Annotated in this window: 25 protein-coding genes; 6 read left to right on the top strand and 19 right to left on the bottom strand. The window is 58.3% G+C overall.

Annotation, left to right across the window (positions count from 1 at the left end; translation table 11 throughout):
- The first annotated feature begins 1 nt into the window (after position 1).
- The gene (locus AAF659_RS05965; RefSeq protein WP_349750803.1) at positions 2-562 is read left to right on the top strand and encodes a DJ-1 family glyoxalase III; all 561 of its coding nucleotides are present in this window, start codon (positions 2-4) and stop codon (positions 560-562) included.
- Here AAF659_RS05965 and AAF659_RS05960 read toward each other — a convergent pair.
- Positions 548-1,732 carry a cation:proton antiporter gene (locus AAF659_RS05960; protein WP_349750802.1) on the bottom strand — a complete coding sequence of 395 codons (1,185 nt, stop codon included), beginning with the start codon at positions 1,730-1,732 and terminating at the stop codon, positions 548-550. The two genes, AAF659_RS05965 and AAF659_RS05960, sit on opposite strands and share 15 nt — an antisense overlap.
- Positions 1,733-1,740: 8 nt before the next feature.
- Positions 1,741-2,082 carry a TraR/DksA family transcriptional regulator gene (locus AAF659_RS05955; RefSeq protein ID WP_349750801.1) on the bottom strand — a complete coding sequence of 114 codons (342 nt, stop codon included), beginning with the start codon at positions 2,080-2,082 and terminating at the stop codon, positions 1,741-1,743.
- A gap of 687 nt (positions 2,083-2,769) precedes the next feature.
- Here AAF659_RS05955 and AAF659_RS05950 point away from each other — a divergent pair.
- Positions 2,770-3,621: a methyltransferase domain-containing protein gene (locus AAF659_RS05950; RefSeq protein ID WP_349750800.1), complete on the top strand. Its 852-nt coding sequence runs from the start codon at positions 2,770-2,772 to the stop codon at positions 3,619-3,621.
- A gap of 209 nt (positions 3,622-3,830) precedes the next feature.
- Here the strand turns inward: AAF659_RS05950 and AAF659_RS05945 are convergent, their stop codons facing one another.
- The 3 genes from AAF659_RS05945 to AAF659_RS05935 are packed head-to-tail and all read right to left on the bottom strand — an operon-like array spanning position 3,831 to position 5,893.
- Positions 3,831-4,634, bottom strand: coding sequence for an ABC transporter permease (locus tag AAF659_RS05945; protein ID WP_349750799.1), 804 nt, complete (start codon positions 4,632-4,634; stop codon positions 3,831-3,833).
- On the bottom strand, positions 4,621-5,232 hold the full coding sequence (locus AAF659_RS05940) for an ABC transporter ATP-binding protein (RefSeq protein ID WP_349750798.1): 612 nt from the start codon (positions 5,230-5,232) through the stop codon (positions 4,621-4,623). The genes AAF659_RS05945 and AAF659_RS05940 overlap by 14 nt, the downstream gene beginning before the upstream one ends.
- A 10-nt stretch (positions 5,233-5,242) precedes the next feature.
- Complete coding sequence (locus tag AAF659_RS05935; RefSeq protein ID WP_349750797.1) at positions 5,243-5,893, bottom strand: hypothetical protein; 651 nt, start codon at positions 5,891-5,893, stop codon at positions 5,243-5,245.
- Between the two features lie 240 nt (positions 5,894-6,133).
- On the opposite strand from AAF659_RS05935, the gene AAF659_RS05930 reads away from it, so the two are divergent.
- Complete coding sequence (locus AAF659_RS05930) at positions 6,134-7,093, top strand: YbgA family protein (protein WP_349750796.1); 960 nt, start codon at positions 6,134-6,136, stop codon at positions 7,091-7,093.
- Between the two features lie 45 nt (positions 7,094-7,138).
- Entirely contained in the window at positions 7,139-7,990 is an 852-nt protein-coding gene (locus tag AAF659_RS05925) for a tetratricopeptide repeat protein (RefSeq protein WP_349750795.1), read from the top strand.
- Between the two features lie 86 nt (positions 7,991-8,076).
- On the opposite strand, the gene AAF659_RS05920 is transcribed toward AAF659_RS05925, so the two are convergent.
- The 11 genes from AAF659_RS05920 to AAF659_RS05870 all read right to left on the bottom strand — a co-directional run bounded on the left by AAF659_RS05920 (position 8,077) and on the right by AAF659_RS05870 (position 22,759).
- The gene (locus tag AAF659_RS05920) at positions 8,077-9,762 is read right to left on the bottom strand and encodes an AMP-binding protein (RefSeq protein ID WP_349750794.1); all 1,686 of its coding nucleotides are present in this window, start codon (positions 9,760-9,762) and stop codon (positions 8,077-8,079) included.
- Positions 9,763-9,916: 154 nt separating this feature from the next.
- The gene (locus AAF659_RS05915) at positions 9,917-11,284 is read right to left on the bottom strand and encodes a flavin-containing monooxygenase (protein WP_349750793.1); all 1,368 of its coding nucleotides are present in this window, start codon (positions 11,282-11,284) and stop codon (positions 9,917-9,919) included.
- A 105-nt stretch (positions 11,285-11,389) separates the two neighbouring features.
- On the bottom strand, positions 11,390-12,592 hold the full coding sequence (locus AAF659_RS05910; protein ID WP_349750792.1) for a BCCT family transporter: 1,203 nt from the start codon (positions 12,590-12,592) through the stop codon (positions 11,390-11,392).
- 120 nt (positions 12,593-12,712) lie between these two features.
- A complete protein-coding gene (betA, locus tag AAF659_RS05905) occupies positions 12,713-14,398 on the bottom strand; it encodes a choline dehydrogenase (RefSeq protein WP_349750791.1) in 1,686 nt (561 codons plus the stop codon).
- Between the two features lie 78 nt (positions 14,399-14,476).
- Positions 14,477-15,940, bottom strand: coding sequence for a betaine-aldehyde dehydrogenase (gene betB / locus AAF659_RS05900; protein WP_349750790.1), 1,464 nt, complete (start codon positions 15,938-15,940; stop codon positions 14,477-14,479).
- Positions 15,931-16,536, bottom strand: coding sequence for a transcriptional regulator BetI (gene betI, locus AAF659_RS05895; protein WP_349750789.1), 606 nt, complete (start codon positions 16,534-16,536; stop codon positions 15,931-15,933). The genes betB and betI overlap by 10 nt, the downstream gene beginning before the upstream one ends.
- A gap of 231 nt (positions 16,537-16,767) precedes the next feature.
- Positions 16,768-18,948 carry an acetyl-CoA hydrolase/transferase C-terminal domain-containing protein gene (locus tag AAF659_RS05890; protein WP_349750788.1) on the bottom strand — a complete coding sequence of 727 codons (2,181 nt, stop codon included), beginning with the start codon at positions 18,946-18,948 and terminating at the stop codon, positions 16,768-16,770.
- A gap of 20 nt (positions 18,949-18,968) precedes the next feature.
- On the bottom strand, positions 18,969-20,750 hold the full coding sequence (gene phaC, locus AAF659_RS05885; RefSeq protein WP_349750787.1) for a class I poly(R)-hydroxyalkanoic acid synthase: 1,782 nt from the start codon (positions 20,748-20,750) through the stop codon (positions 18,969-18,971).
- 66 nt (positions 20,751-20,816) lie between these two features.
- Positions 20,817-21,248, bottom strand: coding sequence for a phasin family protein (locus AAF659_RS05880; RefSeq protein ID WP_349750786.1), 432 nt, complete (start codon positions 21,246-21,248; stop codon positions 20,817-20,819).
- 44 nt (positions 21,249-21,292) lie between these two features.
- Complete coding sequence (gene phbB / locus AAF659_RS05875) at positions 21,293-22,051, bottom strand: acetoacetyl-CoA reductase (protein ID WP_349750785.1); 759 nt, start codon at positions 22,049-22,051, stop codon at positions 21,293-21,295.
- A gap of 183 nt (positions 22,052-22,234) precedes the next feature.
- Positions 22,235-22,759: a gamma-glutamylcyclotransferase family protein gene (locus AAF659_RS05870; protein WP_349750784.1), complete on the bottom strand. Its 525-nt coding sequence runs from the start codon at positions 22,757-22,759 to the stop codon at positions 22,235-22,237.
- Between the two features lie 159 nt (positions 22,760-22,918).
- Here AAF659_RS05870 and AAF659_RS05865 point away from each other — a divergent pair, with 159 nt between their 5' ends.
- Positions 22,919-23,122 (top strand): hypothetical protein, encoded by a 204-nt coding sequence (locus tag AAF659_RS05865; protein ID WP_349750783.1) that lies wholly within the window; start codon positions 22,919-22,921, stop codon positions 23,120-23,122.
- On the opposite strand, the gene AAF659_RS05860 is transcribed toward AAF659_RS05865, so the two are convergent.
- Both AAF659_RS05860 and AAF659_RS05855 read right to left on the bottom strand, forming a co-directional pair.
- On the bottom strand, positions 23,104-24,732 hold the full coding sequence (locus AAF659_RS05860; protein ID WP_349750782.1) for a methyl-accepting chemotaxis protein: 1,629 nt from the start codon (positions 24,730-24,732) through the stop codon (positions 23,104-23,106). The genes AAF659_RS05865 and AAF659_RS05860 overlap by 19 nt on opposite strands.
- A gap of 103 nt (positions 24,733-24,835) precedes the next feature.
- A complete protein-coding gene (locus AAF659_RS05855; RefSeq protein ID WP_349750781.1) occupies positions 24,836-25,195 on the bottom strand; it encodes a DUF6164 family protein in 360 nt (119 codons plus the stop codon).
- Positions 25,196-25,266: 71 nt separating this feature from the next.
- On the opposite strand from AAF659_RS05855, the gene AAF659_RS05850 reads away from it, so the two are divergent.
- Positions 25,267-26,088, top strand: a complete 822-nt coding sequence (locus AAF659_RS05850; RefSeq protein WP_349750780.1) for a TatD family hydrolase — start codon at positions 25,267-25,269, stop codon at positions 26,086-26,088.
- Here AAF659_RS05850 and AAF659_RS05845 read toward each other — a convergent pair.
- Positions 26,076-26,393, bottom strand: coding sequence for a DUF2288 domain-containing protein (locus tag AAF659_RS05845; RefSeq protein ID WP_349750779.1), 318 nt, complete (start codon positions 26,391-26,393; stop codon positions 26,076-26,078). The two genes, AAF659_RS05850 and AAF659_RS05845, sit on opposite strands and share 13 nt — an antisense overlap.
- Positions 26,394-26,500: the final 107 nt, after the last annotated feature.

Genomic DNA, 26,500 nt, shown 5'->3' with positions numbered 1-26,500 from the left:
TATGACCGTAACGGCGCTGGTTCCCATTGCCGACGGCAGCGAAGATATCGAGTCCGTCACCATCATTGATGTGCTCCGGCGGGCAAGCGTAGATGTGACTGTAGCCAGCGTTCACGCTGACCCAGCTGTGACGGCAGCCCGCCAAACCCGGATCACGGCGGATGCCCTAATCACCGATTGCACCGGCCGCACCTTCGATCTGATTGCACTTCCAGGCGGCATGCCGGGAGCCCAGAAGCTCGGTGAATGCCAGTCACTGGCCGCAATGCTGCAGGCCCAGAGACAATCGGGCAGGCTTTACGCGGCCTTGTGCGCCGCCCCAGCGGTGGCGCTGGAACCCAACGGCCTGCTGCAGGGCAGGGCCGCAACAGCCCACCCCGGCTTCCAGAACCGGCTCTCCGATCAGTCCCGGATTTCACAACGGGTGGTCGTTGATGGCCACTGCATTACCAGCCAGGGGCCAGGGACTGCGCTGGAATTCGCTCTGACGCTGGTTGAACACCTATGCGGTCAGGCCAAACGCAATGAAGTGGCGGCGCCAATGGTACTACCCGGGAGATGACACCACACGCTTAACCAGCAGTGGACCGACCAGCTCAAACACAATCGTGGAAGTCACCACGGTAGCCACGATCAGGCTGCCGTATTGCGGATGACGTTCTGCGGCCAAAAGCGCCATACCCATGGCAACACCGGCCTGCGGCGTCAGCGCCAGCCCCACATCACGACTCATCCTCTGCCCGTGCCGGCCAAGCAGCGCCAGACCCGCACGTCCACCCGCGTAACGCCCCAGGACCCGGAGTCCGATGTAGACCGCAAGCAGCATCCCTGCTGAGCCGAGATAATCAAAGTCAACGCTCGCACCGGAAAGCACAAAGAAGAAGACCAGGAAAGGCCATTCAATGTGCTCGATCTCCGCGAACGAACGCGTATGGTGGGAAGATGTATTGACGATCACGAACCCTGCCACCATTGCCGTCAGCAGTGATGACAGGTGCATGTATTCGGTGATCCCCGCGATCAGGAAAACCAGGGCCAGTGCCTCGGCCTGGGTAGGTTCACCCGGGCGCAGCCTACCCGTGAGCCAAGCTGCCGGAGCACCAAGCAGCACACCTGCAAGCACGGCTCCACCCAGTTCCCAACCGGCTGTCAGCAGAGTTGCGGCGCCTGCATCACCGGATGTCACAAAGCCCAATCCTGCCATGGCGAGCCCGAAAACAAGGATACCCCAGGCATCATCAATGGCTACAATGCCCTGGATTACCTGAACCTGGATGCCCTCCTGACCACTGTCCCTGATGGCCTCGCTTACCGCGGCAGGATCTGTAGCAACGGATATCGCCGCCAGCGAAAACGCGACTGCAAGCGGATAGCCCATGGCAATGAGCCCGGATGCCACTGCAATGGCACCCACAACAATTACGCTCACGGAAAGTACAACAATGACAGGCCCGGTTGTTCGCAGCCGCTCCAGCGTCAGCTCACCACCCAGCAGGAACGCCACCATAACCAGTGCAATGTTGATCAGAGGTTCGCTCAGCTCTCCGAGCGGGCGGGCTTCCCCTTGCCCCAGGATACCCTGTTGGAAGGCGGCCACACCGACGCCGATCAACACCAGCAGGGAAATGCGGGGCAAACGTGTGCGGGTAGCAACCACATCCGCCAGGATGCTCAAGCTCAGCAGCAACCCGATAAAAAGCAGATGCGTGGTGCCTGGGTCAGGATTGGGCATCGGGGCCGTTACGCCTCAACGCAGTCAATGCAGCGTGTCACTGTGGGATCGACACGGAGGCGATTCGCTCCAATGGGTTCACCGCACACGAAGCAGTAACCGAAATCGCCGGTTTCAACCCGGCGCAGTGCACCTTCAATGCGCGTGAGCATTTCCTTGCGCCGCCGTGCCGAGGCCTGCGCCATCTGCTGCCCTTGGAGCGCATCCATGCGCGAAAGACGTCCCATGCGCTGCTGATCCAGCTCCACGGTGCCGGCGCAATCGGCTTCATCACGCTCCAGTGCCTCGATCTCGTCACGGAAATCCAGAAGTTGCTGGCGCCAGGTATCCGGATCTGCTTCCTCAGTCATTGCCCCGATTACTCCAATACACCTTAATCAATTGCTGTTTATGACGTTCCAGGACTTTTTTGATGCTATCAGGATCCACTGGACGGGTTGCCTCACGCATCAGTTTCACCGAAAACCCTGGCACCACCAGGACAGAAATCATCCTGGACATCCACCACGATGAGCGCGTCATCACTCATGTAGGACGGGCTCATTGGAATCGCCTCCGGGCCGTTTTGAACCTTTACAGTCCCGACTATGGGGTCAGCGCCCATCTGAATCAAGCGCCTTGAGCTGACACTAACACGACAACCAGAGCACTTAGGGGTCCCTTCGGGGGGCTTGAAATCTTCTCTCAAGCCGGTAGGGTGTCAACAAAACCCGCAGGTCCCCACTGCTTGAAATCCCACCCCGTCTTCGGGGGTGATTGGTCTGGCCTCACCAAGAGGCCGTTGTACAGGAAAGCTGACCGCATGATCCAGTCTGACGTTCGTCGGACACTTGCTGGACACTTTACCTGGCCGGAAGAGCTGATTCAGATGCGACAGGAAAGCACCGCTTCATCAGCGTGCGTGTAAGCTGACAACGTCATGCTGTGACGATGGGTGGGTATGCCATCGCACGGCCTGAGGGCGGTATGCGGCATCAGCCGCTGCCCAGTAAGCCGTTTACCGAGGAAGAACCCATAGACTGAGGAGGTCTGATCTCATGACCGACAAGTACGACAGTGAAGCCGTCAACACGGCCCGGGAGTATTACAACAGTTCCGATGCGGACAACTTCTACTTTCATGTATGGGGCGGCGAGGATCTGCACGTCGGCCTTTACAAGGACGACAAAGAACCGATTCTGGACGCCAGCCGCCGGATCGTGCAGCACATGGGCGAGCTGATGGAGCCCTACGTGAACTCCGGCCAGAAGCTTCTGGACCTGGGGTCCGGTTTTGGCGGTTCCGGGCGTCATCTGCATCAGGCATTGGGTCTGGAAATAACCGGTCTCAATCTTTCCGAGGTGGAGAATGAACGCAACCGCGGTTTCAACAGGGACGCGGGCCTCGCGGACAGGATTACAGTCGTGGATGGTAACTTCGAAGAACTGCCATTCGACGACAGCAGCTTTGATGTGGTTTTCTCCCAGGATTCGTTCCTGCACAGCGGCAACCGCGAGAAGGTGATCGAAGAGGTTGGTCGGGTTCTGAAACCCGGTGGTCTGTTCATCTTCACAGACCCCATGATGACAGATGATTGCCCGGATGGCGTTCTGCAGCCGATCCTGGACCGTCTACACCTGGATACGCTGGGTTCCCCGGGCTTCTACCGTGACGCCTGCAAGCGTAATGGCATGGAGGAGATCGGCTTTGAGGACAACACGCCCCAGCTGCCGCGTCATTACGGTCGCGTCCTGGAGGAGACCGAGCGGCGGGAGCATGAACTGGTTGAACGCGAACTGGTTTCACAGGAGTATATTGATCGCATGAAGACCGGGCTGAAAAACTGGGTCAACGGGGGTAACAGTGGTTACCTGACCTGGGGGATCTTCCGGTTCCAGAAAAACCAGTGATCGCTTTGCGGTGATTCTGGAATGATGAAAGCCGGCCCCGAAAGGCCGGCTTTTTGTGTGCTTCATCCCCCGATCGAGCCGATGGCCAGGGGATGCTCTCCGGGAATCGCCACCAGTAGCTCCATGTAGGCTGCGCGGTGGCCATCCATGGCCACCGAGCTTCCCTCCAAGCATCCCCTGCCCATCGTCTCTACCCCAATGCACTCCTTCTAGTGGGTCGGGTCGGTGATGCGGTCCGTCCTGAGGCGTTGTCGCTGATCAAACAGTCGATAGCTCCCCGCCGTCACCGCCAGCATAGTGCCAAAACCGGTTCCGGCGGCAATGGTGAACATCAGCAGTATCTGGTACTTCACCGCCAGGGCGGGTGGGCTGCCGGCCAGTATCTGGCCTGTCATCATACCGGGGAGGCTGACCAGGCCGGCAGCGGCCATCATGTTGATGGTGGGAATCATGCCGGAGCGCATGGCTTCGCGGCGGATGTCGCTGATCGCTTCCTGCCAGCGCTGACCGAGCATCAGGCGGCCTTCAATGTCCTCGCGCTGGCGCCAGACGGTGTCGGTAAGGCGGTCAAGGCTGAGGGCAATGCCGTTCATGGTATTACCGAGCATCATCCCCAGCAGCGGTATGGCGTACTGCGGCTGATACCAGGGGTCCGGGCGGATGACAATGAGCAGGGTCATGACGGCGATGGTGAAGGCGGAGACAAACATGGCGGATGTACCGATGCCGAAAGCCCAGCCGCCTCTCAGGCGGCGCCGCTGACGCATCATGACCTCACGGCCAGCCAGTATCACCATCACCACCCCCATGAGGGCAATCCAGCCAAGGGCACCAACGCTGAACAGGGCTTCAAGGATAAGGCCGATGAGTGAGAGCTGAACGGTTGTTCTTACGGCGGCGATCACCAATGAGCGGCCAAAGCCCAGACGGATCCACCAGGAACACCCGGCGAGAATCAGTACCAGAGTAGAGGCGAGCGCAAGCTGCCAGTATTCAAGCTCAATCAGCTCCATGGGGAACCTCTTCCAGCTGGCGGCCATTGATGTGGTAGTGGGAGTCGCCTACGCGGGCGATCTGGTTCGGATCATGGGCGACCCAGAGCGTGGGCAGGCCCTCGTCATGGATGCGCCGCACCAGCCACTGCTCCACCCGCTCCCGGGTGGCTTCATCGAGATTGGCGGTTGGCTCGTCAAGCAGCAGCGCTCCCGGATCCAGTGACAGAGCACGGTACAGGGCGAGACGTTGTTTCTCACCGGAGGACAGGCGGCTGACTGGCCACTGGTGAACGCTGGCCTCAAAGCCCAAGGCCGTAAGATCGGATTCACGGAGTGCTCCACAGTGTTCACCCACAGTATCGTGCCACCAGCGGCTTTCAGCGGGCACCAGCATAACCCGGCGTCGCCACGCGTCCGCCATGAGGCTGTGTGCTGGCGTATTACCCAGCCTCACCTCTCCGTCATGGGGATCGAGATCCGCCACGGCGCGCAGCAATCGTGATTTGCCGGAACCTGAGAAGCCTGAAAGACAGACAATATGGCCGGACGCCACCGTCAGGTTGATGGCATCCAGCTCGTCTGTAGCAACGCGGTCGAGGGTAAGGGTTTGGTTCATAGGGTTGTCTTCAGCCTGTAACGGTCATCATCTGAGGTGGCACCCGGTACCGCCGCCCTCGGCATGGGCCGGTTCCATCCACGGTGCAGGTGCGTCGGTTCACACGCCGGATACGGCCCTGCAGCCCTGGCCCGAAGCGAACCTGAGCGCCTACGGAGAAATCCTTGAGGGCTGTCTCGGCAGCGACACTGACTCGATCGGTTCCCAGCACCCACCCCCGAGCTTGTGCCTCGTCAGCCAGATGCGCTCGGAGCGAGTGGGCAGTGCCGGCGCCGTGAAGGCGATCCAGCCACTGGTAGAACGCCGCGTTATGGACCTCCCCGTACCGCCTTCCGCCGGAACGGGTCTGGAGCAAATGAGCAAACTCGTGGCAACAGCCATGAGTCAGCAGGTTCAACTCTGAAATCCCGCCATCAAAATAGCCCCGTCCCTGAATCTCGCGAGCTGAGAGCCAGCCACCACAAAGAGCTGGTTGAGCCTTATCCGCCACCATGCGTAGACCAATGGTGATGCAATGCTCATCAGGGCGTGGGTCATAGCGATGCCAGGTGGCGCGACCGGAACCGATGCGCGTGCGCAGTCGGCACGCGGGCGCCCAGGCGCTGTGCAGTTCATGGCAGGCGTCCGCCATAAGGCCGGCAATGACTCGAGTTCGCTCCAATAACCCCCCTCCCGATCAGACCGCCCATTATAGAGAGCCTGCCCACCGGTGACGAATCCACAGGAAGTACCAACCGTCTAGCTTTCACTCACAACACCCGAGGTAGGCCAGCAGGCCTGACCTTGCCTGCCCAAAGGGCACCTGCCACGCTGGCCCAACGAGTCTGGCCAGATTGAGTAATCGCCTATACCAGCTACGGCGTAACGTAGTTGCTGGAGTGAATTTTTCGGGAGATACCCCATGAACGAACCACAGCGCCGGAAGATTCCGGTTGGTATCAGTTCCTGTCTTCTGGGCGAGGAAGTACGCCATGACGGCGGACACAAACACAAACGGTATCTGACCGAGGTGCTCTCGAAGTTTTTTGAGTTCCGTTCACTTTGCCCAGAGCTGGAAGCCGGTCTGGGGGTACCACGTCCCGCTATCCACCTGCGCCGTTATGACAGCGGTTTGCGACTGATCACAACCAACGGCGATGCGGATCACACCGAGGCCATGGAGGGCTGGATTCAAGCCGTTCTGCCTGCCCTTTCCGGCCTGCGCGGCTTCATCCTGAAAGCAAAATCTCCCAGCTGCGGCATGGAACGGATCCGAATCCACAATCAGGAAGGGGAGATTACCCGGCGCGACGGTCGCGGTCTGTTCGCCCAGGCGCTGATGGACGCCTACCCGCTACTGCCAGTGGAAGAGGAGGGCCGTCTGAACGACAACCACCTGCGCGAAAACTTCATTGAGCGCGTTTTTGTTTACGACGACTGGTGCCGCATGATGGAACAAGGCTTGACCGCGAGTGGCCTGCTCAGCTTCCATACACGCCACAAGTTCCAGCTCCTGGCCCATTGCCAGAAGACCTACCGGGAACTTGGCCCCATGCTGGCCAACCTGCGAGCGGAGCCGCTGGCGGATCTGGCCGAACGCTACATCAGCTCTTTCATGCAGGCCATGAATCGCCAGATCAGCCGTGGCGACCATGCCAATGCCATGCAGCATCTTATGGGGTTCCTAAGAAACACCATGAGCGATGCTGACAGGAAAATGCTGCGCGAGCAGATTGACCTTTACCAGCAGGGTCAGGTGCCGTTGGTCGTGCCTATGACACTTCTACGCATGGCCCAGAGGCGGGAACCCGTTGCCTATCTGAAGCAGCAGGACTATCTTACTCCCTATCCGGATGAGCTCGGCCTGCGCAACCACGTCTGATGGTTGCGTGGGTCGCATGGTACACTCAAGCGACAGGTTCCCGTTTTGCGCAAAACCTCACTGTTACTGACCGCACTACTACTGGCCGCCTGCGCGGCCCCCACTCTGAAAGATGCCAATCAGCTCCGGGCTGACGGCGATCACAAGGCCGCCGCTGAACTTTATCGTGAGCTCGGCAATCCCGGGGCGCGCATGGCGCTTTACGAACTCTACCGGCAAACCGGCGTTGGATTTGAATCCGATGCACAGGCCCGTGCCGCGCTCGAGACACTGGCAAACGAGCATGCAATCGCGCAGGCCCGCTACCGACTCGGGCGCAAACTGCGGCAGGAGCGGGAACTTGAAGCAGCCGAAACGCACCTTAAGGCCGCAGCGGATGCTGGTTACCAGCCGGCCATTGACTACCTTGAAAAGGATGCCGGTCTGCTCGCGCGGGAGATCCGGATCGGACGCAGCTCACCGAAACGCCAGAAGCAGCTCGCCGACGAACTGTTTGAGGGGCGCAATGGGGCCCCGAAAGACCGCGAATTGGCTGCCTACTGGTACCAGGTAGCAGCAGAGCGTGGGCATGCCAGCGCCCAGGCGATGCTGGCATTCGTCCATTTCCGCGGTGAAGGCGCCGGGAAAGATCCCGAAACCGCCTACCGCTGGTACCGGAAAGCCGCCATGCAGGGTCATGTGGGTGCCCAGGCCAACCTGGGTTACCTCTACGGTGAGGGCCAGGGCACGGAACGCAACCTGACAAAAGCCTATGCCTGGTCAACCCTGGCCGCTGAGAACGGCAGTCCCCAGGGCCAGAAGAACCAGCGGCTGTACCGGGATGCCATGAGCAATGAGGCACGCCTGGACAGCCTGGACGAGATCCGCCGCCTGGAAGAGGTCATCCACGGCGATTGACCCGTCACCCGCTGCCTGAAACCAGAAAACCCCGCGCCGGAAGCACCGAGGCGGGGTTTTGTGCTTTACCGGTGATCAGAAGGCAATCACTCCTCCCAGATCACCTTCTTTTTCTGCTCATACCATTTCGGCAGCCGATCGGCGTAATGATCTTCGATCACGTTGCGCTTGATCTTCATGGTTGGCGTCAGCATGCCGTTCTCCATGGTCCAGGGCTCCTTCACAACCACCCCGAAGGCCAGCGTCTCGTGGTCCTCCACCTGACTGTTAACCCGATCAAGCTCGGCTTCCAGCTCCTTCTCGATGGACGCATGATCGCCCCCCTTCTGGAGTTCCGCCTGGGCTTCCTCAGACAGAGTGATCAGGGCACATGGCTGGGGCTGGTTGGCGCCGGCCACACAAACCACCTCGACCTTGGGATGAGTGAAGCGACCCTCGATGGGTACCGGTACCACGTACTTGCCCTTGGCGGTCTTGAAAAGATCTTTCACACGACCAGTGATGCGCGTGTACCCGTTCTTGTCGACCTCCGCCATGTCGCCGGTCCTGAGGAATCCATCCTCGGTGATCTCCTCCTTTGTTTTCTCATCGTTTTTGTAGAACCCGAGCATCTGCCCCGGGCTCTTCACCTGCAGCTCACCCTCATCCGTCACACGGTGTTCCACACCCGGGTTGGGTAGACCCACAGTGCCAACCTTGGCGTCACCCGGGCGATTGGCATGGGAGTAACCGAAGTTCTCTGACATGCCGTAGACCTCCAGCAGCTCCAGGCCAATGTTGCGATACCAGTGGATGATTTCCGGCGCCAGCGGAGCGGCACCAGTCAGGGCTGCACGCACCTGATCCAGGCCCAGCTGCTTGAGGATTTTGCGCTTGACTAAGCGATTGACCAGCGGAAACCGGAACAGGACTTTCTGTTTCTTTGGCGGCAGCTTGTCACAGATCGTCAGGTAGAACTTCATCCACAGCCGCGGTACGGAGAAGAACAGCGTCGGGCGTGCCCGCTGCAGGTCTTCCTGGAAGGTATCCAGGGAATTGGCAAAGTACAATGGAAAACCGAAGTACAGCGACGACGTCTGGACCGCTGCCCTCTCCGCCACATGGGCCAGCGGCAGGTAGGAAAGCATGCGGTCATTCTGGTCCACGGGGAAAATCTGTTTGAGCCCTTCCGCCACCGAGATCATGGTGCCGAACGAGTGCATCACGCCTTTGGGCCTGCCGGTGCTTCCGGAGGTATAGACCAGCGTCGCAAGCTCATCCGGTGATGGCAGATGGGGCTCGGCCAGCGGCTCAGTGCGGGCGACGATGTCCTTCCACTGTTCCGTGTCTCGGCGCGGTGACATCGGCATTGAAATGATCGGCAGGTCCGCGGGCAGGTATTCCCTGATGTCGTTCCAGCCGTCGGCGGTGCCGTCGAGCTTACCGAGCATCATCAGTTTGGCCTCGCTGTGCTCCAGCACATAGGCGGCTGTATCACCATTGAGCGTCGGGTAAAGCGGCACCGAGACATGACCGGCGGCCCAGATCGCCAGATCCGCCATGATCCAGTGGTCACTGTTTTTGCCCAGAATGGCAATACAGCTTTTCTCCGGCAATTCCAGCGACTTCAGGTAGGCAGCCATGCGCAGGACCTGATCCGCTGCCTGCTTCCAGGTCGTGTGCTGCACCGAGCCGTCCGGGTAAGGCTGGTGCATATAGATCATATCCGGGGAGCGCTGGGCCCAGTAGAAAAGGCTGTGCAGCGTCGTGGGCCTGTCATCGACTTTGATCATGCAAGAGCTCCTGTTGTTATGGTTTATTGATCAGACGTAAATCCTGAAATGCTATGTAGCGACCTCTCCGGCCACATTGGCCTCTGCGGAACATTCTCGCCAGAATCTGAATCAAGGGGTGGAAGCCAGTCACAAACGCAGCACCCACCACGATTCACGATGCGTTCTGGAAATCTTTGTAGCGTCCAGGCTTACCTGCGGGAGGACGCCCGATATCGATCCCCGCCATCCTGAGCTCTTTTTTCAGATCCCGCCGGAACTTGTGGTAATCCACCTCGGTTGAATGACGCCCGCCAGCCTCAAAATCCAGGTGAGGGTTCGCGATTTCTTCCTCGATCGCCTGACGCATGTTCGCAGGACGCGCGTAATAACCCAGGATCTCCCGACAAGCGAGCTTGGCCTGATAATCCGCTAACGGCCAGATGCAGCCCAGAGGCTGGAACAGGCCAATGAAGTAGAGGTTGGTGAAGTCCGCATGCATCATCTTCCGATACAAAGGCACCCGCTCGGCATCGCTGAAGTCGATAAGAGCTGGATCAAAGAACGGAAAACTGATCCAGAAACCAGTACACGCGACCACCACATCAAAGGCCTCTTCACGGTCGTTCTGGAAGATCACGGTATCGCCATTGAGTTCTCGGACTGCCGGGCGGGGATGGATGCGCCGATGGCGGACGAAATCCAGAAGGTCGGAATTGATGGTTGGATGGTGGCTAAGCGCCAGCCGGCGCGGGCGTGGCAGGCCATAATGGCGATAGTAGTCACCTTGAAGCAGTTTCAAAAGACCCGTAAACAACAGCTGACGGATACGGTTCGGAACCCAGGTGGGCATGTTCGAGCCCAGCACATCGGTGGGCCTGCCGAACATGAACTTGGGCATGAACCACTGGCCGCTGCGCAGACTCAGCGCCACATGATCCGCCACCCGAGCTGTTTCGACCGCTACATCACAGGCTGAATTGCCGGCACCGATCACCAGCACGCGTTTGCCGCGCCACTCATCGCTGACGCCCTTGAAATCATGGGAGTGCAGCCAGGTGCCATTGAAGTGTCCCGCATAATCGGGATTCTTGGGCTTCCAGTGGTGACCGTTTGCCACCATCAGATGCGTGAAGTCCTCCTCCACAACGGCGCCGTCAGGCCGGGTAACTTTCAGATGCCAGGTGCCATCCTCATTGCGGATGACATGATCCACCCAGTGCTCGAAACGGATGACATCCAGGATGCCGAAATGCCGGGCATAGTGCTCAAAATAGGCGTGCAGTTGGCGATGGCTGGGGTATTCGGGGTAGTCGCTCGGCATGGGAAAGTCTTCGTATTCCGACCACGCCTTGGAGCTGATGATGTGGGTATTCTCGTAGACACTGGAATGGCCGGTGCGACTGTTGAAGACCCAGTTACCGCCGACCTGGTCGCTCTGTTCAAATACAGTGACATCAAGGTCGGCCTCAAGGCAGTTTTTCGCTGCCGTGAGGCCGCTGGGCCCGGCTCCGATGACCGCGACCCTGGAGGGTTTTTCCATGATGGGCTCCGTTGTGTTGTTTTTGAAATGCCGGATAACACCCTTTTCTACCAGAAAGATTCAGGCGTGATCCAGTCATTCCAGCCACAACGGGCCCTCAGACCATCAATTCGCGGAATCGACCAGGCTGTAGTCCAGCTTGTTCTCTTCCGGAGAACTGTTGATGCTGCGCACGGTATCCCAATGACGAGTGATGATGTACACCAGACACGCGAAATAGATACCAATCACCAGAGCCCCGACCCACTGGATCTTGAGGAACTCCAGCTGAAACAGCAGCGTAAGAGCGATCATCGCTACCAGGTTCCCCGCAAAATAGGGCCACTTGCCGAAACGCTTGACCGTCAGGTTCAGATTGTCGGTATAGAGCCGGATCAGCGAGTCCAGGGAGTTGATAACCATGGTGATGCCTACTGTGACCATGAGCACGTTGAAGATCCCCGCAGTGGCGATCTCTTCAACATGGTAGTAGTACAGCACAGTAAACCAGATGCCGATCGCGATTGACGGCAGGAACAGCATGGCCAGCAGCAGCTGCCAGGTGCGGAGACCGCCCACAAAACGCGAGGTGAACTGGCCAATCATAATAGACCAGGCAAACCACCAGAACAGATAGAAGGCGTGATAATCACTGAGCGGCAGCATGAACTCGTGAATATTGCCAAAGTACCCGCCCAGAAGGCTCAGCGTACTGGTGAAATCCCCGAAGGTTCCGTTGTCGGTCATGAACGCGAAATACCAGAAAAGAAGGATCAGCCCGATGAACATCCAGCTGGTGCTCACACTCAATACCCGTACGTACTTGAGGCTGGTACTGGAGTAGACCGCCATGCCGATGGAAACAAACACAATGCCGTAGAAGACCATCTGCGCTGTCTGGTTCTCGCCCATTTCCGGCAGATACCACGGCAGGTTCTTCAGCAGAAGATAAGCGGTAAAGGCACAGGTGCCAATGATCACCACATTGTTGATGACCTTGACCAAGGGAATCTCGAAAAACTTCACCCGCGGCTCAATCACGCAGAAATAGAAGCAGGTCAGGAAGTAGAATCCCCATATCAGAAAAGCCCAGAATCCGAACTCAATGGCGAGCGGATTGGTCACACTGTAGTCCTGCGAATAACCACCGAACTCAGTGAGCGGGAACATGATCAGGCCCACATCGAGCCCGGAGGTAAACAGGATGGCCATGAACGTGAATGTCCGGACCGGTGTAACACCTACCACCTGCAGGTTGCCCCACCGCAGCAGGACCACTGCGATCATGGTAAAGGTGAATATCAGTCCGATACTTAACCAGGTTAACATAAACCAACTCCTTTGCTGGTTGCGGCGTCTTTTTTATGGCAATAGTTCCCCTCCCGGACAGCCTGGAGCCGTTACAGACTGCCCTGGTCAGCACTGGTTGCGCTGGGGAGGAGAAAGGGGTTAGCGGACCTCGCGCGCGGGCTCTCCGGCCCGCTGGCGGACCCGCCAGTGCTCGTCCATACCCACCGGCACGTTGAGCGGTGCTTCAGGCTGACGCCCGCGGATAAGATCCGCTGCCCGCTCGGCCACCATGATGGTGGGGCCATTGAGGTTGCCGTTGGGAATGGTTGGAAATACGGAAGAGTCCACTACGCGCAGGCCACCAATGCCGTGAACCCGGGTATCCGGATCCACCACCGCCTGCTTATCAGTGCCCATCGGGCACGTGCAGGAGGGATGGTAGGCACTTTCCACGGCCTGGCGGACGAACGCATCAATGGCCTCGTCAGAAGTCGCATCCGCACCCGGTTGGATCTCTTCACCACGATAATCGTCCATCGCCGGCTGATGGATGATTTCCCGGGTCAGGCGCACGCAGTCGCGGAACCCTTCGCGATCGTCTTCATGCTGCAGGTAGTTGAACAGGATTTCCGGTGCCGCTCTGGGATCTGGCGAGCGTACGTACACGTGGCCCCGGCTTTTCGGCTTATTATGGCCGACATGCACTTGGAACCCATGCCCATCGAAGGCCTCCTTACCGTCATAACGCATCGCCGCCGGCAGAAAGTGATACTGCAGATCCGGCCATTCAACGCCCGCTTTGGATCGAAGGAAGGCACAGGACTCGAAGTGGTTGGTCGCGCCCAGACCATCCTTGTTGAGGATCCAGCGGGTTCCTATCAGCGCCTTGCTCAACGGATTCAGTTTGCCGTTAAGCGACGCAGGCTGTTTGCAGCGGAACTGGAAGTAGAATTCCAGGTGATCCTGCAGGTTGGCGCCCACTGCCGGCAGCTCATGATTCACCTCGATACCGGCTTTTTCTAGTACCTGGCGGTTGCCAATGCCCGACAGCTGGAGAATCTGGGGCGAACCGATGGAGCCGGCTGACAGTATGACCTCACTGTTGGCCTTGACATCATGCACCTTGCCGCCGCGTTCATAGCGCACACCCACGGCCTGCTTACCATTAAGCAGAACTTTATGAACCAGCGCACCGGTCATCACGGTCAGGTTCGAGCGTTTCATGACAGGGCGAAGGTAGGCGTTGGAAGTGGAAGAACGGCGACCGTTTTTAACGGTCATATGCATGGGGCCGAACCCTTCCTGCTGGTGACCATTGTAGTCCTCGGTCACGGGATACCCCGCCTGTTCACCCGCATCGATGAACGCCTGGTACAGCGGGTTTTTCATGTTATTGCCGTTGTTGGTACCCAGAGGGCCGGATTCGCCCCGGTAGGTATCGCCGCCGAACACCCAGGTCTCGGCCTTTTTGAAGTACGGTAGGCAGTTCTGGTAGTTCCAGCCTTCGGCGCCGTGGGCTTCCCATTCATCAAAGTCTTTTGCATGGCCACGCACATAGACCATGCCATTAATCGATGAGGAACCGCCCAGAACCTTGCCGCGCGGGCAGTGCATACGGCGGTTGTCCAGGTAGGGTTCGGGTTCCGTATGGAACTGCCAAGCGAACTTTTTGGTGTTCATCGGAATCGACAGCGCAGTGGGCATCTGGATAAAGATACTCCGGTCGCTGCCGCCGGTCTCAAGCAGCAGAACCCTGTGATGAGGGTCCTCGGTAAGGCGGTTAGCCAGCACACAACCGGCTGAGCCGGCACCGACGATGATGGTGTCGTATTGGTGTTTACTCATGATGATTATCCGGATCTGTCGTCTCGGGGCGGGCTGGAAGCCCACCCCTCGCGGTCCAAAATCATGGGGCGAAGGCCATCAGAACGGCGCTTCGATATCCCTCATGCCTACATAGACGGATTTCAGTTGGGTGTAATGATTGATGGTCGCTGAGCCGTTCTCGCGGCCGATGCCGGACTGCTTGTAGCCCCCGACTGGCATTTCGGAGGGTGATTCGTTGTAGGCGTTGATCCAGCAGATGCCAGCCTGGATCTGGTGAATGACGCGGTGCGCTCGCTTGATGTCGCGAGTAAAGACACCGGCGGCCAAGCCATACTGAGTATTATTCGCGCGACGGATGACGTCGTCCTCATCGCGGAAGGCCAGCACGCTCATAACCGGTCCGAAGATTTCCTCGCGCACGATGGTCATATCGTCGGTGCAGCCGGTGAATACGGTGGGTGCCACAAAGTAGCCGCCTTCTACTCCGGCCGGAGCCAGTTCCTCACCACCGCAGGCCAGAGTCGCGCCTTCTTCGATGCCTTTGCGGATATAGTCCATAACCAGATCCCTGTGGCCGCTGGAGATCAGGGCACCAAGATTGGTTTCCGGATTCAGAGTATCGCCGGCCACAATGTTGTTTCGGCTGCGCTCCAGCACCTTCTCGATGAAAGCCGGATACAGGTCCTCCTGCACAAAGACCCGAGTGCCGTTGGTGCAGATTTCACCCTGGGTATAGAAGTTGGCGAGCATAGCTGCGGAAACGGCGTTATCGAGCTCAGCGTCATCAAAGATGATCAGCGGCGACTTGCCCCCCAACTCCATGGTGACTTCCTTGAGGGTGGTAGCGGCGCCGGCCATCACCTTCTTGCCCGTGCCTACCTCACCGGTAATGGAGACCTTGTCGATGCCCGGTTCATGGCTCAGCCAGGCGCCAACTTCGCCGGCGCCCTGAACCACGTTGAACACGCCCGCCGGCATGCCTGCTTCCATCAAGACCTCCGCCAGTTTCAGCGCCGTCAGCGGCGTTTCCTCGGAAGGCTTGAAGATCATGCTGTTACCGCAGGCCAGCGCCGGTGCGGACTTCCAGCAGGCAATCTGCAGCGGGTAGTTCCAGGCGCCAATGCCAGCGCACACGCCCAGGGGCTCGCGCCGGGTGTAATAGAAGTCGCCACCCAGGTCCTGCTGATTGCCTTCCAGAGCCGGAGCCAGGCCTGCGTAGAATTCCAGGGAGTCCGCGCCAGTGTTCACATCCACCTCACTGGCCTCCTGCCAGGGCTTGCCAGTGTCGAGCACTTCCAGCTTCGCAAGCTCGTCATTACGCCCACGCAGAAGAGCGACTGCCCGGTTCAGGATACGGGCCCGCTCCATGCCGGTCATGGCGGACCAGGTTGCAAATCCCTCGCGAGCACTTTCGAGCGCAGCCTGACGCACGCCTTCGTCCGCTACCTCCACTTCGTAGATCACTTCACCCGTTCCAGGGTTAACCACTTCGAAGGTTTCACCGGTACTGTTGGCCATGGGTTGGCCAGCCACAAAATTCTGATAGCGGTTCAGAGGCATGGTTCGACTCCGTGCTGTTTCAATGTATTATTGATAAATGCTTTACACAGGGCTTCACTTTCCAAAAAACCCTGTTCCTGATCGGGCCCAAGGGCACTGCGCAGCCAGAACCCGTCAATCAGCCCCGCCGTCTGCTTGGCTGCGTCTCGTGCCACCTCCGGCGGCAGTAGCTGCCTGAATGAGTAACACAGGTTGCTGTAGAGACGACGGTTGTTGATGTGCTGGAGCCGCGCCAGACCTGGTTCGTGCATGGCTCGTGCCCAGAAGCTGAGCCAGGTGCGCGTGGTGGCCGCAGAACGCTGAAAGTCACTGTAGTTGGCTTCCACGATCGCCATTAGCCGCTTTTGCGACGTCAGGGAGCTGGATTGCGTGTGTTCCAGCAATGCCAGTTTCAGCTCTTCAAGCAGCTGACGCAGCGTTGCTTCAATCAACGCCTGTTTACCACCGAAATAATGGCTGATCAGCCCCGAGGACATTCCCGCGGTACGGCTGATGGCACCGATAGTGGCACTCTGCAGGCCAAGCTCACCCACCACATCGAGTGTCGCTTCAATGAATTGGCGCCTGCGTTCTTCCTGGACTCCGACTTTGGGCATAAGCGTTTATTGATTGACTGATCAATTAAAATAAAGGATAGCCTTATATTCCCCATGAATCAACAGGTCAACAACCAAACAATACGGTATTACCCTGATACATCGTTAAAAATCAGCAATCTGGAGACAATGCAAAATCTGGGGAGAGGACTTACTGACCACCATTAACCACCATGATCGGTGGTCAGATTGCTCACATTGCCCGTTCAGGGATGGTATTAAGGCAGGGTATTAAGCGATAGCGGAAAGGCCCACCATCAGCAGTCGCCTCTCCAGACGGCTACGCAAGCTATCAGGTTCCGACAGGCCCATGCGCTGCAGCAGGCGTAACTGCTCCGCATCGGGCTCGGGCGCCCGAAGGGCCTGCAGCAACAGCTGGATCCGTCCCCTGGTTGTTCCGCCTTTGGCCCTGAGACCCTTAAGGACCTTACCCAGCTTCAACTCATCATCAGTGAAATCACAACCGAACGGGAATCGCGGAAACAGCTCATGGGACTCCTGAAAGTCACCGATGATGGCCTCAATACGGTCAGGCGTATTGTTACTGAATGCCGCCGGCACCTCCCAGTCCTGGGGTATTTTTCCAGCCTTTTTAGCCTCACGGACCAGGTTAGGCTGAAAGCGGGAGTCCGCGATCTTGATCAGCTCCTGGAACACTTCGCTGTCCGGTTTACCCCTGAGATAGGCAATACCGTACTCGGTAACGACAAAATCCCGCAGGTGGCGGGGAATCGTACAGTGTCCATAGTTGAAAACAATATTGGAAACTGGCTTGCCCCCGGAGTGGCGCACCGAGCGCAAAGTGAGGATCGAATGCCCCTCGGGCAGCTCATGGGCCATGGCAACGAAATTATACTGGCCGCCTACGCCACTGAGCACCTGGCCACTGTCCAGGCCGTCAGAGACTGCGGCCCCGTTGAGCGTCACCATCATGGCCGAATTGATGAAGCGGGCGTGACGCCGTTGGGCCTGTTTCAGGGACTGGGCGCCGTAGGCATGATCGTAGAGCTGGTTGATGAAACACACACTGGTCATGGAAATACTGTCTCGCTCTTGCTCAGACAGCTCACGCAGACCTTTATAGAAGCTTTCCGGCCCGATGTAGAAGCCACCATGCATCACCACCCCGCCACTGAGTCGTTCGCCGAGTGCGTGTGCCTCAATGGCCGTACGGCTTCCGGAATCGTTGAGATCCGGGGTAATGGCCTGGTCATCCACAAGCAGCTGGCCGCCCTTGAATCCGCACTCCGCCCGGAGGATTCCAAAGCGCTGCAGCCAGCTCAGATCCCTGGCCCGCAACGGAGAGCGGATAAGCCCTTCCTGTACCAGGGTATCCAGGGTCTGGATCGATACCTGTTTACCGATACGTGCGTCATCAATCAGACGCTGCAGTGTCTCGTCCTCGAAGACCTCGCGCGTCAGAACCCCGTCTTGAAGCAGGTATAGGAATCCATCCACCATCATCTCGCTGCAGCCATAGAGGCCATCGGGGAGCGGGTCTGTTCCGCCCACCTCGTTCACGATGGGGAAATGGCGTTCCAGCCCCACCTTGTCGGCGGCTTCGACATAGCGCGCATTGTCATGGTGCCGCATGAGCGTACTGTAGACGACGGCATCGCCCAGGGAACCGATGCCCACCTGCAGGGTGCCCGCGTCGCGGATCAATGAGCTGGCGTAAAAGCCGATCATGTGATCTTCAGGCACAACTGGCATCTTGGGCGCAGAAAACAGCGGATGGTTGCAGTCATCGCCCGCCAGAACAAAGTCAAACTCATCCATGGATCGGTCCGCATGGTGCCCCATCCAGGGCAACCGGTCGTTGACCTCGGCCATGATCGCAACCGGCTGGCCAGCAGCCTCGCGTTCGCGCATCACAGGAATGAGGTCAATGGACAGATCCGGGTTACAGCTGAGGCTCACACGCTGCTCGCCGGCAGGATGCGGTGCGACCATCTGCCCCACCACGTTGATTCCCTGAGCCATAAGGTCGCGCACCGCATGGGTGTAATTGGTGCAGATGTAATTCTGTTGCTGTTCTTTGTGGCCGATCCAGCTGCCCGCCTTGAAAAAGAACTCGGAGACCTGGACGTTGTCCGGCAACGTTCCCTGTCGCAGAGCGATTACATAATCAAGATCCGGGACATCCTTAAAGACACGATCGACGAACGGCGCCATGAACCGACGTTCCAGAGACTCGCCACTCAATGGCTTTTCAAGGGAAAGGGCGGTGAAGATATGCAGCTTTAAGGCCGGGTCCTCCCTGGCGCGCTGGTAAAGCGCGTTGACCAGGTTCACCGGTTTGCCCAACCCGAGCGGTAACCCCAGGCGGATGTCTTTGCCCACCTTCGCAATAACGGCGTCGACACACTGCTGAAGGCTTTCGAAATTCTGATGTGTTTTTGTTGTTGTCACATTCAGTCCTTTTTTTGGTTCTATACTATACGGCGCTTCACATAGCTCCCTGGTGCATCCTCGATAACATCAAGAGCCCCGTCCCCGGGAATTCGCTGTGCGACCTCATCGCCCTGAAACTCACTGACCCACGCCTGCCAGTGGGGCCACCAGGAACCCGGATGACGATGCGCTTCCTCAAACCAGGCTTCTGGCTCCTGCGCTTCCGTGTCGTTCAGGTAATAGCCATACTTATCGGCGTGCGGTGGATTGATGATCCCGGCTACATGCCCCGACTCTCCCAGCACGAAATGCTTCCGTCCCTGGGGCAGGCGATAGCCCGCGTAGGTGCTCTTCCAGACAGCGATATGGTCCTTGATCGCGGAAACAAACATGGAGGGCGTATCAATGCTGCTCAGATCAATAGGGGTTCCCGCGATCTCCAGGGCGTTCGGCTCTTTCAGACGATTATTCATGTACATCTCCCGCAGGTAGAACTTGTACATGGCCGCTGGGAGGTTGGTGGAGTCCGAGTTCCAGTAGAGAAGATCGAACGGCAGCGGATCCTGGCCCTTGAGGTAGTTATTGACGAAGAACGACCAGATCAGGTTGTTTTCTTTCAGTGTTGAGAAACTGAACGCAACCAGGCGCCCATCGTAATAACCCAGCCGGTCAATGTACGACTCCATGGCCTGGACGATGCTCTCGTTGATATAGATGCCGATCTCGCCTGGGTCCTTGAAGTCCAAAAGCGTCGCCAGAAAGGTAGCGGAGCGGATGCGCTCGTCTTCGCCCTTCTTCTTGAGGTGAGCCAACGTGGTCGCCAGAAGTGTACCTCCCACGCAGTAGCCGATCGCGTTCATTTCACGCTCACCGGTCGCGGCCTCCACGGCATCCATCGCTTCCAGCACCCCCTGGGTCACGTAGTCGCTGAAAGTCGTGCCCGCATAGGAGGCATCCGGATTAACCCAGGACATCATGAACACGGTATGCCCCTGGGCAACAAGCCAGCGCATCATGGAATCCTCCTCGGTAAGGTCCATGATGTAATACTTGTTGATGAACGGCGGCACCACCAGCAGAGGGCGCTGGTGGACTGTCTCGGTGGTTGGCTGGTACTGGATCAGCTGGAACAGATCATTCTGGTACACCACCTTGCCGGGGGTAACCGCTACATTCTCGCCCACCCGGAACGCACCGGTATCCGTCATGGAGACGTTGAGCATCTGCCGGGAGCGGCGCATGTCCTCCAGGAAATTTTCCAGCCCCCGAACCAGACTCAACCCCCAGGTCTCACGGCAACGTCGCACAGCCTCCGGGTTGGTCAGGAAGAAGTTCGTCGGCGCCATGGCATTGATGAACTGTCGGGTCAGAAAACTGAGCTGGCGGTGATTATGCTCGCTCAGTCCTTCCAGATCATCCACCATTTGCTGGAGATAATGGGCGTTGAGCAGATAGGTCTGGCGGACGGCGTAATAGAGCGGATTGCGCTCCCACGCCTGATCGTCGAAGCGGTGGTCGCTTTTGTCCGGTTTGATCACCGGCTCAGGATGGCGGCCAAACAGCCGTGCCGCGACATTCTGTGACAGTTTCACATACCCCTGGGCCAATGCCACGTTGTCTGTAAAGGCCTTGGATGGATTGACAGCCGCCTCGCGGAAGGTATCCATCATGGTGGAGCTGACATCCAACAGGAACGAGGTATCGGTGCTGGGCAGGTTCCGGGGATCCAGGTACCGGCTGGTGGTGTCCATCAGCAGTTTACCGAGCGCTGGCACGTGCTCGCTAAACTCGCTCTTAACGCGTTTGAAAACTTCAATCATGGGCAACCCTCGGGAGTGCGGCGCCGGAAAGACGCCTCCCGCACCGCACTGCTCATGGCACTCCTGTTACTGGCTCGATTGTTCAGACGCTTTCGCCTTTCCTGCCTGGCTCTTCGCGCCCGTGGACGACGACTTGGAAGTGCTGGCGTTGCTCGCCTGAGATGCCTTCTGCCCCTGACTTTCGTCTTCTTCCTGTCCCTCCTGGAACACCTCGGTTGCTTCTTCCCGGAATTCATCCGCCAGACGCGAGAGTTCATTCATATTCTCACTCGCCTTTTCAACAATGTTGTTGAACATCTCAGCCTGGTCGCTGAGGTACTTCTGGAAGTCCTCATAGTCACGGATCTGGGTCGCAGCCTTCGTCTGTTGGCCGGCCATGCTCATGAAATCCCGGAGGGCTTCCATCTGCATCTCGCCCACCTTCGCTACCGTGCTCATTGTCAGCTTATTGAACTGGGTAAGAGGTTCAGCTGTTTTCTTGAGGTTATCAAACATCATTACGCTCCTTTTGATTCACATCCTTACACCACTGACGTAAGGGTTCAGTGCATGTGCATACCGCCATTGACCGAATAGTCCGCTCCCGTTATGAAAGCCGATTCATCGTCCGCCAGGAAACGGACGACCCGAGCAACTTCCTCAGGCTGCGCCAACCGCCCGATCGGGACCTGGCTCAGAATCTTTTCCCGCGCTTCTTCAGGCACCGACATGACCATATCCGTTGCTGCATAGCCGGGTGAAACCGTGTTCACGGTGACGCCCTTGCGGGCAACTTCCTGAGCCAGAGCCTTGGTAAAACCATGGATCCCGGCCTTGGCGGCGGAATAATTAACCTGCCCAAACTGACCTTTCTGCCCGTTGACCGAGGATATATTCACAATCCGTCCGAACCCCTGCTCAAGCATCTGGTTGAGAAACGGATGCGTAACGTTGAAAACACCGTCCAGGTTGGTGTGGATAACGTCGTGCCACTGCTTCACGGTCATTTTCTTCATGACCGAGTCGCGAGTGATGCCGGCGTTGTTAACCAGCACATCCAGACGCCCGTAACGCTCAAGCAGCTCTTTGGCTCCTTGCTGGCAGCTTTCGGGGTCAGAAACATCCATACAGACCAACTCAATGGAGAGTCCATCCGACGCCATGGTTCGTTGCCACTCCAGGGCATGCTCTTTGCGCTCTGGTGACCGGTAGGTCGACACCACCTGATAACCATCGCGCGCGAACGACTTGCAGATAGCGGTGCCGAGTCCACCGTACCCGCCCGTAACCAGTGCTACGCGTGTCGTCTCTGAATCTGGCATTGCCCCTCCTTGTTGACAAAACTTTACGATCTACAGAAAGACTAACCAAACCAGCAAAGACACAAATTGACTTAAATCACCAACGAGACACTGAGGCGGCTAAATCTTGCGCAGTGTGACCCAGGCCCAGGTACAGTTGTTAGCCCAACGCCCCTGAGTCAGTGCGGGGAAGAGACAGCTGGCCTAGATCTCCGCCCCATGGCAGAGAACGTGCTGCGGATAGATGGCCAATTCGTGATGGTGGCGCGCCGAGTCTGGATCAGACTGAACCGGGGTCTGCAGGATGCGCTCCACATAGTCATCCGGGAAAGCATTCTCACGGGCACCAATAAGCACATGGGCCCGGTACCAGCTGAAAGGCACCAGCCCGCTCGCCACATCTGTGGCAGCATACATGCGCGCCTCCAACGGCTCCCCATTGGTTGCCTGCAGCCGTATCAGGGCTTCGTCGTAGCCATTACCCAGTCCCTCGATGCGATCCAGAACCGGTTTCTCCCGCCCCGGGATGTCGTAGACCACGCCCAGCACCCAATCATTCGGATCACCCGTATGAAAGGCATCACACTTAGCCGAGTGATCCTCGCGGCTACGCTTATGGAACAGCAGACGGTGGCTCTGCAGCCAACCGACGGTGAGCAAGCGCGATTCCGGAACCCGTGCCTGGAGGCGACGGATGGACATGTTCGAACCGTAGGCAAAACAGAGCATCAAGAAACCTCCCCGGGATGCATGCAGGGCTAGAAGCTGCCACGGTTATCCTTAGCGGGCAACAGGTGGGATTGGAGACCATTATAAACCTTTGCCTGACCATCGAGGTGTTTTTCGGACTAGCATCAAAAGGTATCTCGGACAGGAGACACAAGCGCCATGAACGTTGAACCGTTCACACGATGTTTTGTCGGCATTTACTTCCTCCTGATCTGCCTGGTGGCGGGTATTGTGGTTCTCAGGCGCCAGGCCCTGCTCAGGAATCAAGTCTGGAAACAGTCCACGGCTCAGATCATCAGCAGTACCGCGAGCGAGTATCGCGCTGGCTCTGAGCCACTCAGAGATCAGTTTTCATTGGGCTGATAACCCAGCCGGAAACCACCCCAGTGCGCTCCGTTCACGTAGACAGGCACGGAGAGATCGTGCATGACCTCTCCTGTATCCCGCCGATAAGTCTGCAAAAGCATATCGCGGGTATGGCTCCCACACCGGGCGCCAGTGCGGTCATTGAAAAGACGTTTACTGCGACTCTTCACCAGATCCACATCGGGATCACCCGTTGGCTCATAGGCAAAGACGTTATTGTGAGTCGGCACATAACCATCGGGCGCGGCCGTAATGGCAAAGACGATGGGCTCGATTGATGCCACCACAGGCTCTTGGATATCAGGCAGATGCCTGTCGGTAAAGGTGTCGAACGGACTGTGGTACTTCTGCGGCTCGGTCCCCGGGATGGGAGTACGCTCCCCACTGAACAGCCCCCCCTGAGTGATCTCACCACGCGCCAGCGCCTCTTCAAAGCAGCGCCCGATAGCTGCGGTGCCATCTTTGGCAGCCTCATAGAAACGGCGATGGTAGCTTTCGGTGCTGTAAAGCGCGAACTCAGCGTTGGTCTGCTCAGCCAGCTCCATCAGAGTTGTGGCCTGTTGCGCCAACCCGGCCACGGCCTCATCGCTGTCGCGCATCTCATCCCGCAGCCTCTCAATGGAGCCGAACATCTGCCCCAGGCTCTGCTCGTTATGCTGATCGCCTTCGGCAATCCCCCGCACCTGCTCCTCCACCTTCCTTGATCCCGCGTTGAGTTCATCCAGCTGGCCGCCAACGGCCTCCACCGAAGCAAGGCCGTTCTCAACACTGCTCGCCAGCTCTTTAACCCGGGTAACGATATGGCCGGTGTCCTGCTGGATGGCTTCCAGAGTACTGGAGGCCTCCTGGGTCGCCTCAGAAGTGCGGCCGGCCAGCTGACGCACCTCATCCGCCACCACCGCGAAGCCACGGCCCTGTTCACCAGCGCGGGCGGCCTCAATAGCCGCGTTGAGTGCGAGCAGATTGGTCTGCTCGGCAATCCCCTCGATCACGGAGGTCACGCTCTGGATTGTTTCAGACTTGTCGTTCAGGGCCTGGATTAGCGACACCGTTTCCGCGGATTGTTCGTGTACCCGCCGGACCTGCTCGATCGCTTCCCTGAGGGCTGCCTGCCCCTGATAACTGACCTCACTAGCCTGACTTGCCGCAGCCGCGGCCTCCGAGGCCTGTTCTGCAGACTGGCGGATGGTTTCCATGATCCGACCACTGTAGTCCGTAATATGGTCCGTATTCTCCACCTGACGGTCGAGGCGACTGCGCAGGCGGTCCGCGGCATGAGAGACCTGGGCGGCCGAAACCGCGTTAGCGTCAGCCCCCTCCACCAGAGTTCGCTCCAGTGCCTCGCCAGTCCGTGCCTTGCGGAAAATGGAGGGCATGACAGCCTGCAACAGAGGATGCTCCACCTGGGCATCCGCGTTCACCTCCCCCTGCAAACGCTGCAGCAGGGCCATCAGTGGAAGAGTTGCGGCTAGCGCGCCGAGCACCCCCGCCAGAAGGAAACGGAACAGCTCGGGCACGGGCAGCAAGCCACATGCGAAAGCCACCAGCACACTCGCGCCAATACCGATGCCGAACCGCAGTACTACCTGTTTCTGAAGCGTCCCCATGCCAGCCACCCTGTACCTGTCTCATTATTAAATGATCACAGGGAAAGTTAATATATAACCAGCACGGATGCCCTTATACTTTCGGATAAGCTGGCGCCTGCGACTAAAGCGTCAAAAAGGGCGCCAGAGCCAGGTAGAGGATCGCGCCAATCCCGATCAACGCACCGATGAAGGCCAGGGGGTTATGGCGGTATCGCTGACCGGGCGTCTCGATCTGCCCGCGCGCAAGCGCCTCATCTTGGGCCACTCGGGCCTTCTCGGCGCGCTCGGCCTGGTAGTCGGCAAGCAGCTGCTCCGCCTCCTCAATCCGTGATACGTCCGCAAGCCAGATGCCACCGAATGAAACCATCCAGCGGCTGGGCTCCGTCTCGTAATACGGTATGGCGTGCTCATCGAGAAGCGCTTTGACTTCGATGTATTCGTCCTCGGGCACATTACGCAGATTGAGGAGCAGATGCCCCATGTCAGGACCTCGCCGGTTCCGCTATCATATGGGCCCATTGTAACAGGCACCCGTGGTGGAGTTGCGCGCCCATGAGCAAACACAAACGCCGTCCCGTCCCGGTCTTTGAACATCCGATCATCGAGACCCACTGCCACCTGGATTACCTCCAGGGTGAACCGGTGGAGGACGTGGTCATGGCAGCTGAACAGGTCAACATCGAACGCCTGATCACGATTACTGTCTCACCAGGCAACCTGGAAACAGTACAGCACCTAGCTGGCGCCCATCCACGCGTCTACGGCACCCAGGGCATTCACCCGCACGAGGCAGACAACTGGCACGACGGGCTTGATCCCTTTATCCGCGACGCCATGGCGGCGAGCCCTAAACGGCTGCTAGCCATTGGCGAAATCGGATTGGACTACCACTACGATTTCAGCGACCGCGAAACCCAGAAGTCGGTCTTCCGCAAGCAGCTGCAGATGGCCTCGGAGCTGGACAAGCCGGTGGTGATTCACACCCGCGAGGCGGACGAGGACACCATCGAGATCCTTAAGGAGTTCGAGGGATCGCTGAAACAACGCGGCGTGGTGCACAGCTTCAGCTCGGGGCCGGAGCTGGCTCGCTACGCGCTGGAACAGGGCTGGTACATTGGTTTCAACGGCATCTGCACCTTCAATAAGGCGGAGAACGTGCGTGAAATCATTGATATGACGCCGGCGGAACGGATCCTGCTGGAAACGGATTCCCCCTTCCTGGCGCCGGTGCCGTACCGGGGCAAGGAGAACATGCCCTACTATCTGCCGTTCGTGGGGGAGTTCATTGCCCAGCACAAGGGGCTGGAAGTGGAAGCCTTCCTGGCGCAGGCTTACCGGAACAGTGAGGCGGTGTTTTTCAGTCAGCCCGGCTGAACGAGAACCCAGGGGGCGACAACCAGGGCCCAGACCGTCGCATCCGAATCATGCCAACCCTGAGCCTCATCAGGCTTAACCTCACCCACGGACCCGTCCTGGATCCACTGCTGGAACCGGGTCTTGTCATCCCGCACCAGTGAAACCCCAACCTCGATCAGATCCTGCCCCGGCGCCACGCGCACGACATTGCCGCGAGCGTAGAACCGCTGCAGTTCCACCCACCCGATCTGGGCGGTTTCCTGGTGGAGTTTGGCGCGAAGTTCGTCGTCGTTTTCGGGGATACCATCGGTTTCCAAGGACATCGGTCTATTTCCTTGTGGCGTTATAGAGGCGTTGAAAGAAGATTATCAGTCTGGAGACAAACAAAAACGGGTGGCCCGAAAGCCACCCGTTTCCGCGAGTCAGCCCA

Source organism: Salicola sp. Rm-C-2C1-2 (genome assembly GCF_040196175.1).
Taxonomy (GTDB): domain Bacteria; phylum Pseudomonadota; class Gammaproteobacteria; order Pseudomonadales; family Oleiphilaceae; genus Halospina.
Note: the sequence above shows the minus strand (reverse complement) of the source record. Positions and strands in the feature narration are given on the sequence as shown.

Coding starts and splice junctions, on each gene's coding strand:
- AAF659_RS05965 (WP_349750803.1), top strand. CDS start 2: ATGACCGTAACGGCGCTGGTTCCCATTGCCGACGGCAGCGAAGATATC.
- AAF659_RS05960 (WP_349750802.1), bottom strand. CDS start 1,732: ATGCCCAATCCTGACCCAGGCACCACGCATCTGCTTTTTATCGGGTTG.
- AAF659_RS05955 (WP_349750801.1), bottom strand. CDS start 2,082: ATGACTGAGGAAGCAGATCCGGATACCTGGCGCCAGCAACTTCTGGAT.
- AAF659_RS05950 (WP_349750800.1), top strand. CDS start 2,770: ATGACCGACAAGTACGACAGTGAAGCCGTCAACACGGCCCGGGAGTAT.
- AAF659_RS05945 (WP_349750799.1), bottom strand. CDS start 4,634: ATGGAGCTGATTGAGCTTGAATACTGGCAGCTTGCGCTCGCCTCTACT.
- AAF659_RS05940 (WP_349750798.1), bottom strand. CDS start 5,232: ATGAACCAAACCCTTACCCTCGACCGCGTTGCTACAGACGAGCTGGAT.
- AAF659_RS05930 (WP_349750796.1), top strand. CDS start 6,134: ATGAACGAACCACAGCGCCGGAAGATTCCGGTTGGTATCAGTTCCTGT.
- AAF659_RS05920 (WP_349750794.1), bottom strand. CDS start 9,762: ATGATCAAAGTCGATGACAGGCCCACGACGCTGCACAGCCTTTTCTAC.
- AAF659_RS05915 (WP_349750793.1), bottom strand. CDS start 11,284: ATGGAAAAACCCTCCAGGGTCGCGGTCATCGGAGCCGGGCCCAGCGGC.
- AAF659_RS05910 (WP_349750792.1), bottom strand. CDS start 12,592: ATGTTAACCTGGTTAAGTATCGGACTGATATTCACCTTTACCATGATC.
- betA (WP_349750791.1), bottom strand. CDS start 14,398: ATGAGTAAACACCAATACGACACCATCATCGTCGGTGCCGGCTCAGCC.
- betB (WP_349750790.1), bottom strand. CDS start 15,940: ATGCCTCTGAACCGCTATCAGAATTTTGTGGCTGGCCAACCCATGGCC.
- betI (WP_349750789.1), bottom strand. CDS start 16,536: ATGCCCAAAGTCGGAGTCCAGGAAGAACGCAGGCGCCAATTCATTGAA.
- phaC (WP_349750787.1), bottom strand. CDS start 20,750: ATGATTGAAGTTTTCAAACGCGTTAAGAGCGAGTTTAGCGAGCACGTG.
- AAF659_RS05880 (WP_349750786.1), bottom strand. CDS start 21,248: ATGATGTTTGATAACCTCAAGAAAACAGCTGAACCTCTTACCCAGTTC.
- phbB (WP_349750785.1), bottom strand. CDS start 22,051: ATGCCAGATTCAGAGACGACACGCGTAGCACTGGTTACGGGCGGGTAC.
- AAF659_RS05870 (WP_349750784.1), bottom strand. CDS start 22,759: ATGCTCTGTTTTGCCTACGGTTCGAACATGTCCATCCGTCGCCTCCAG.
- AAF659_RS05865 (WP_349750783.1), top strand. CDS start 22,919: ATGAACGTTGAACCGTTCACACGATGTTTTGTCGGCATTTACTTCCTC.
- AAF659_RS05860 (WP_349750782.1), bottom strand. CDS start 24,732: ATGGGGACGCTTCAGAAACAGGTAGTACTGCGGTTCGGCATCGGTATT.
- AAF659_RS05855 (WP_349750781.1), bottom strand. CDS start 25,195: ATGGGGCATCTGCTCCTCAATCTGCGTAATGTGCCCGAGGACGAATAC.
- AAF659_RS05850 (WP_349750780.1), top strand. CDS start 25,267: ATGAGCAAACACAAACGCCGTCCCGTCCCGGTCTTTGAACATCCGATC.
- AAF659_RS05845 (WP_349750779.1), bottom strand. CDS start 26,393: ATGTCCTTGGAAACCGATGGTATCCCCGAAAACGACGACGAACTTCGC.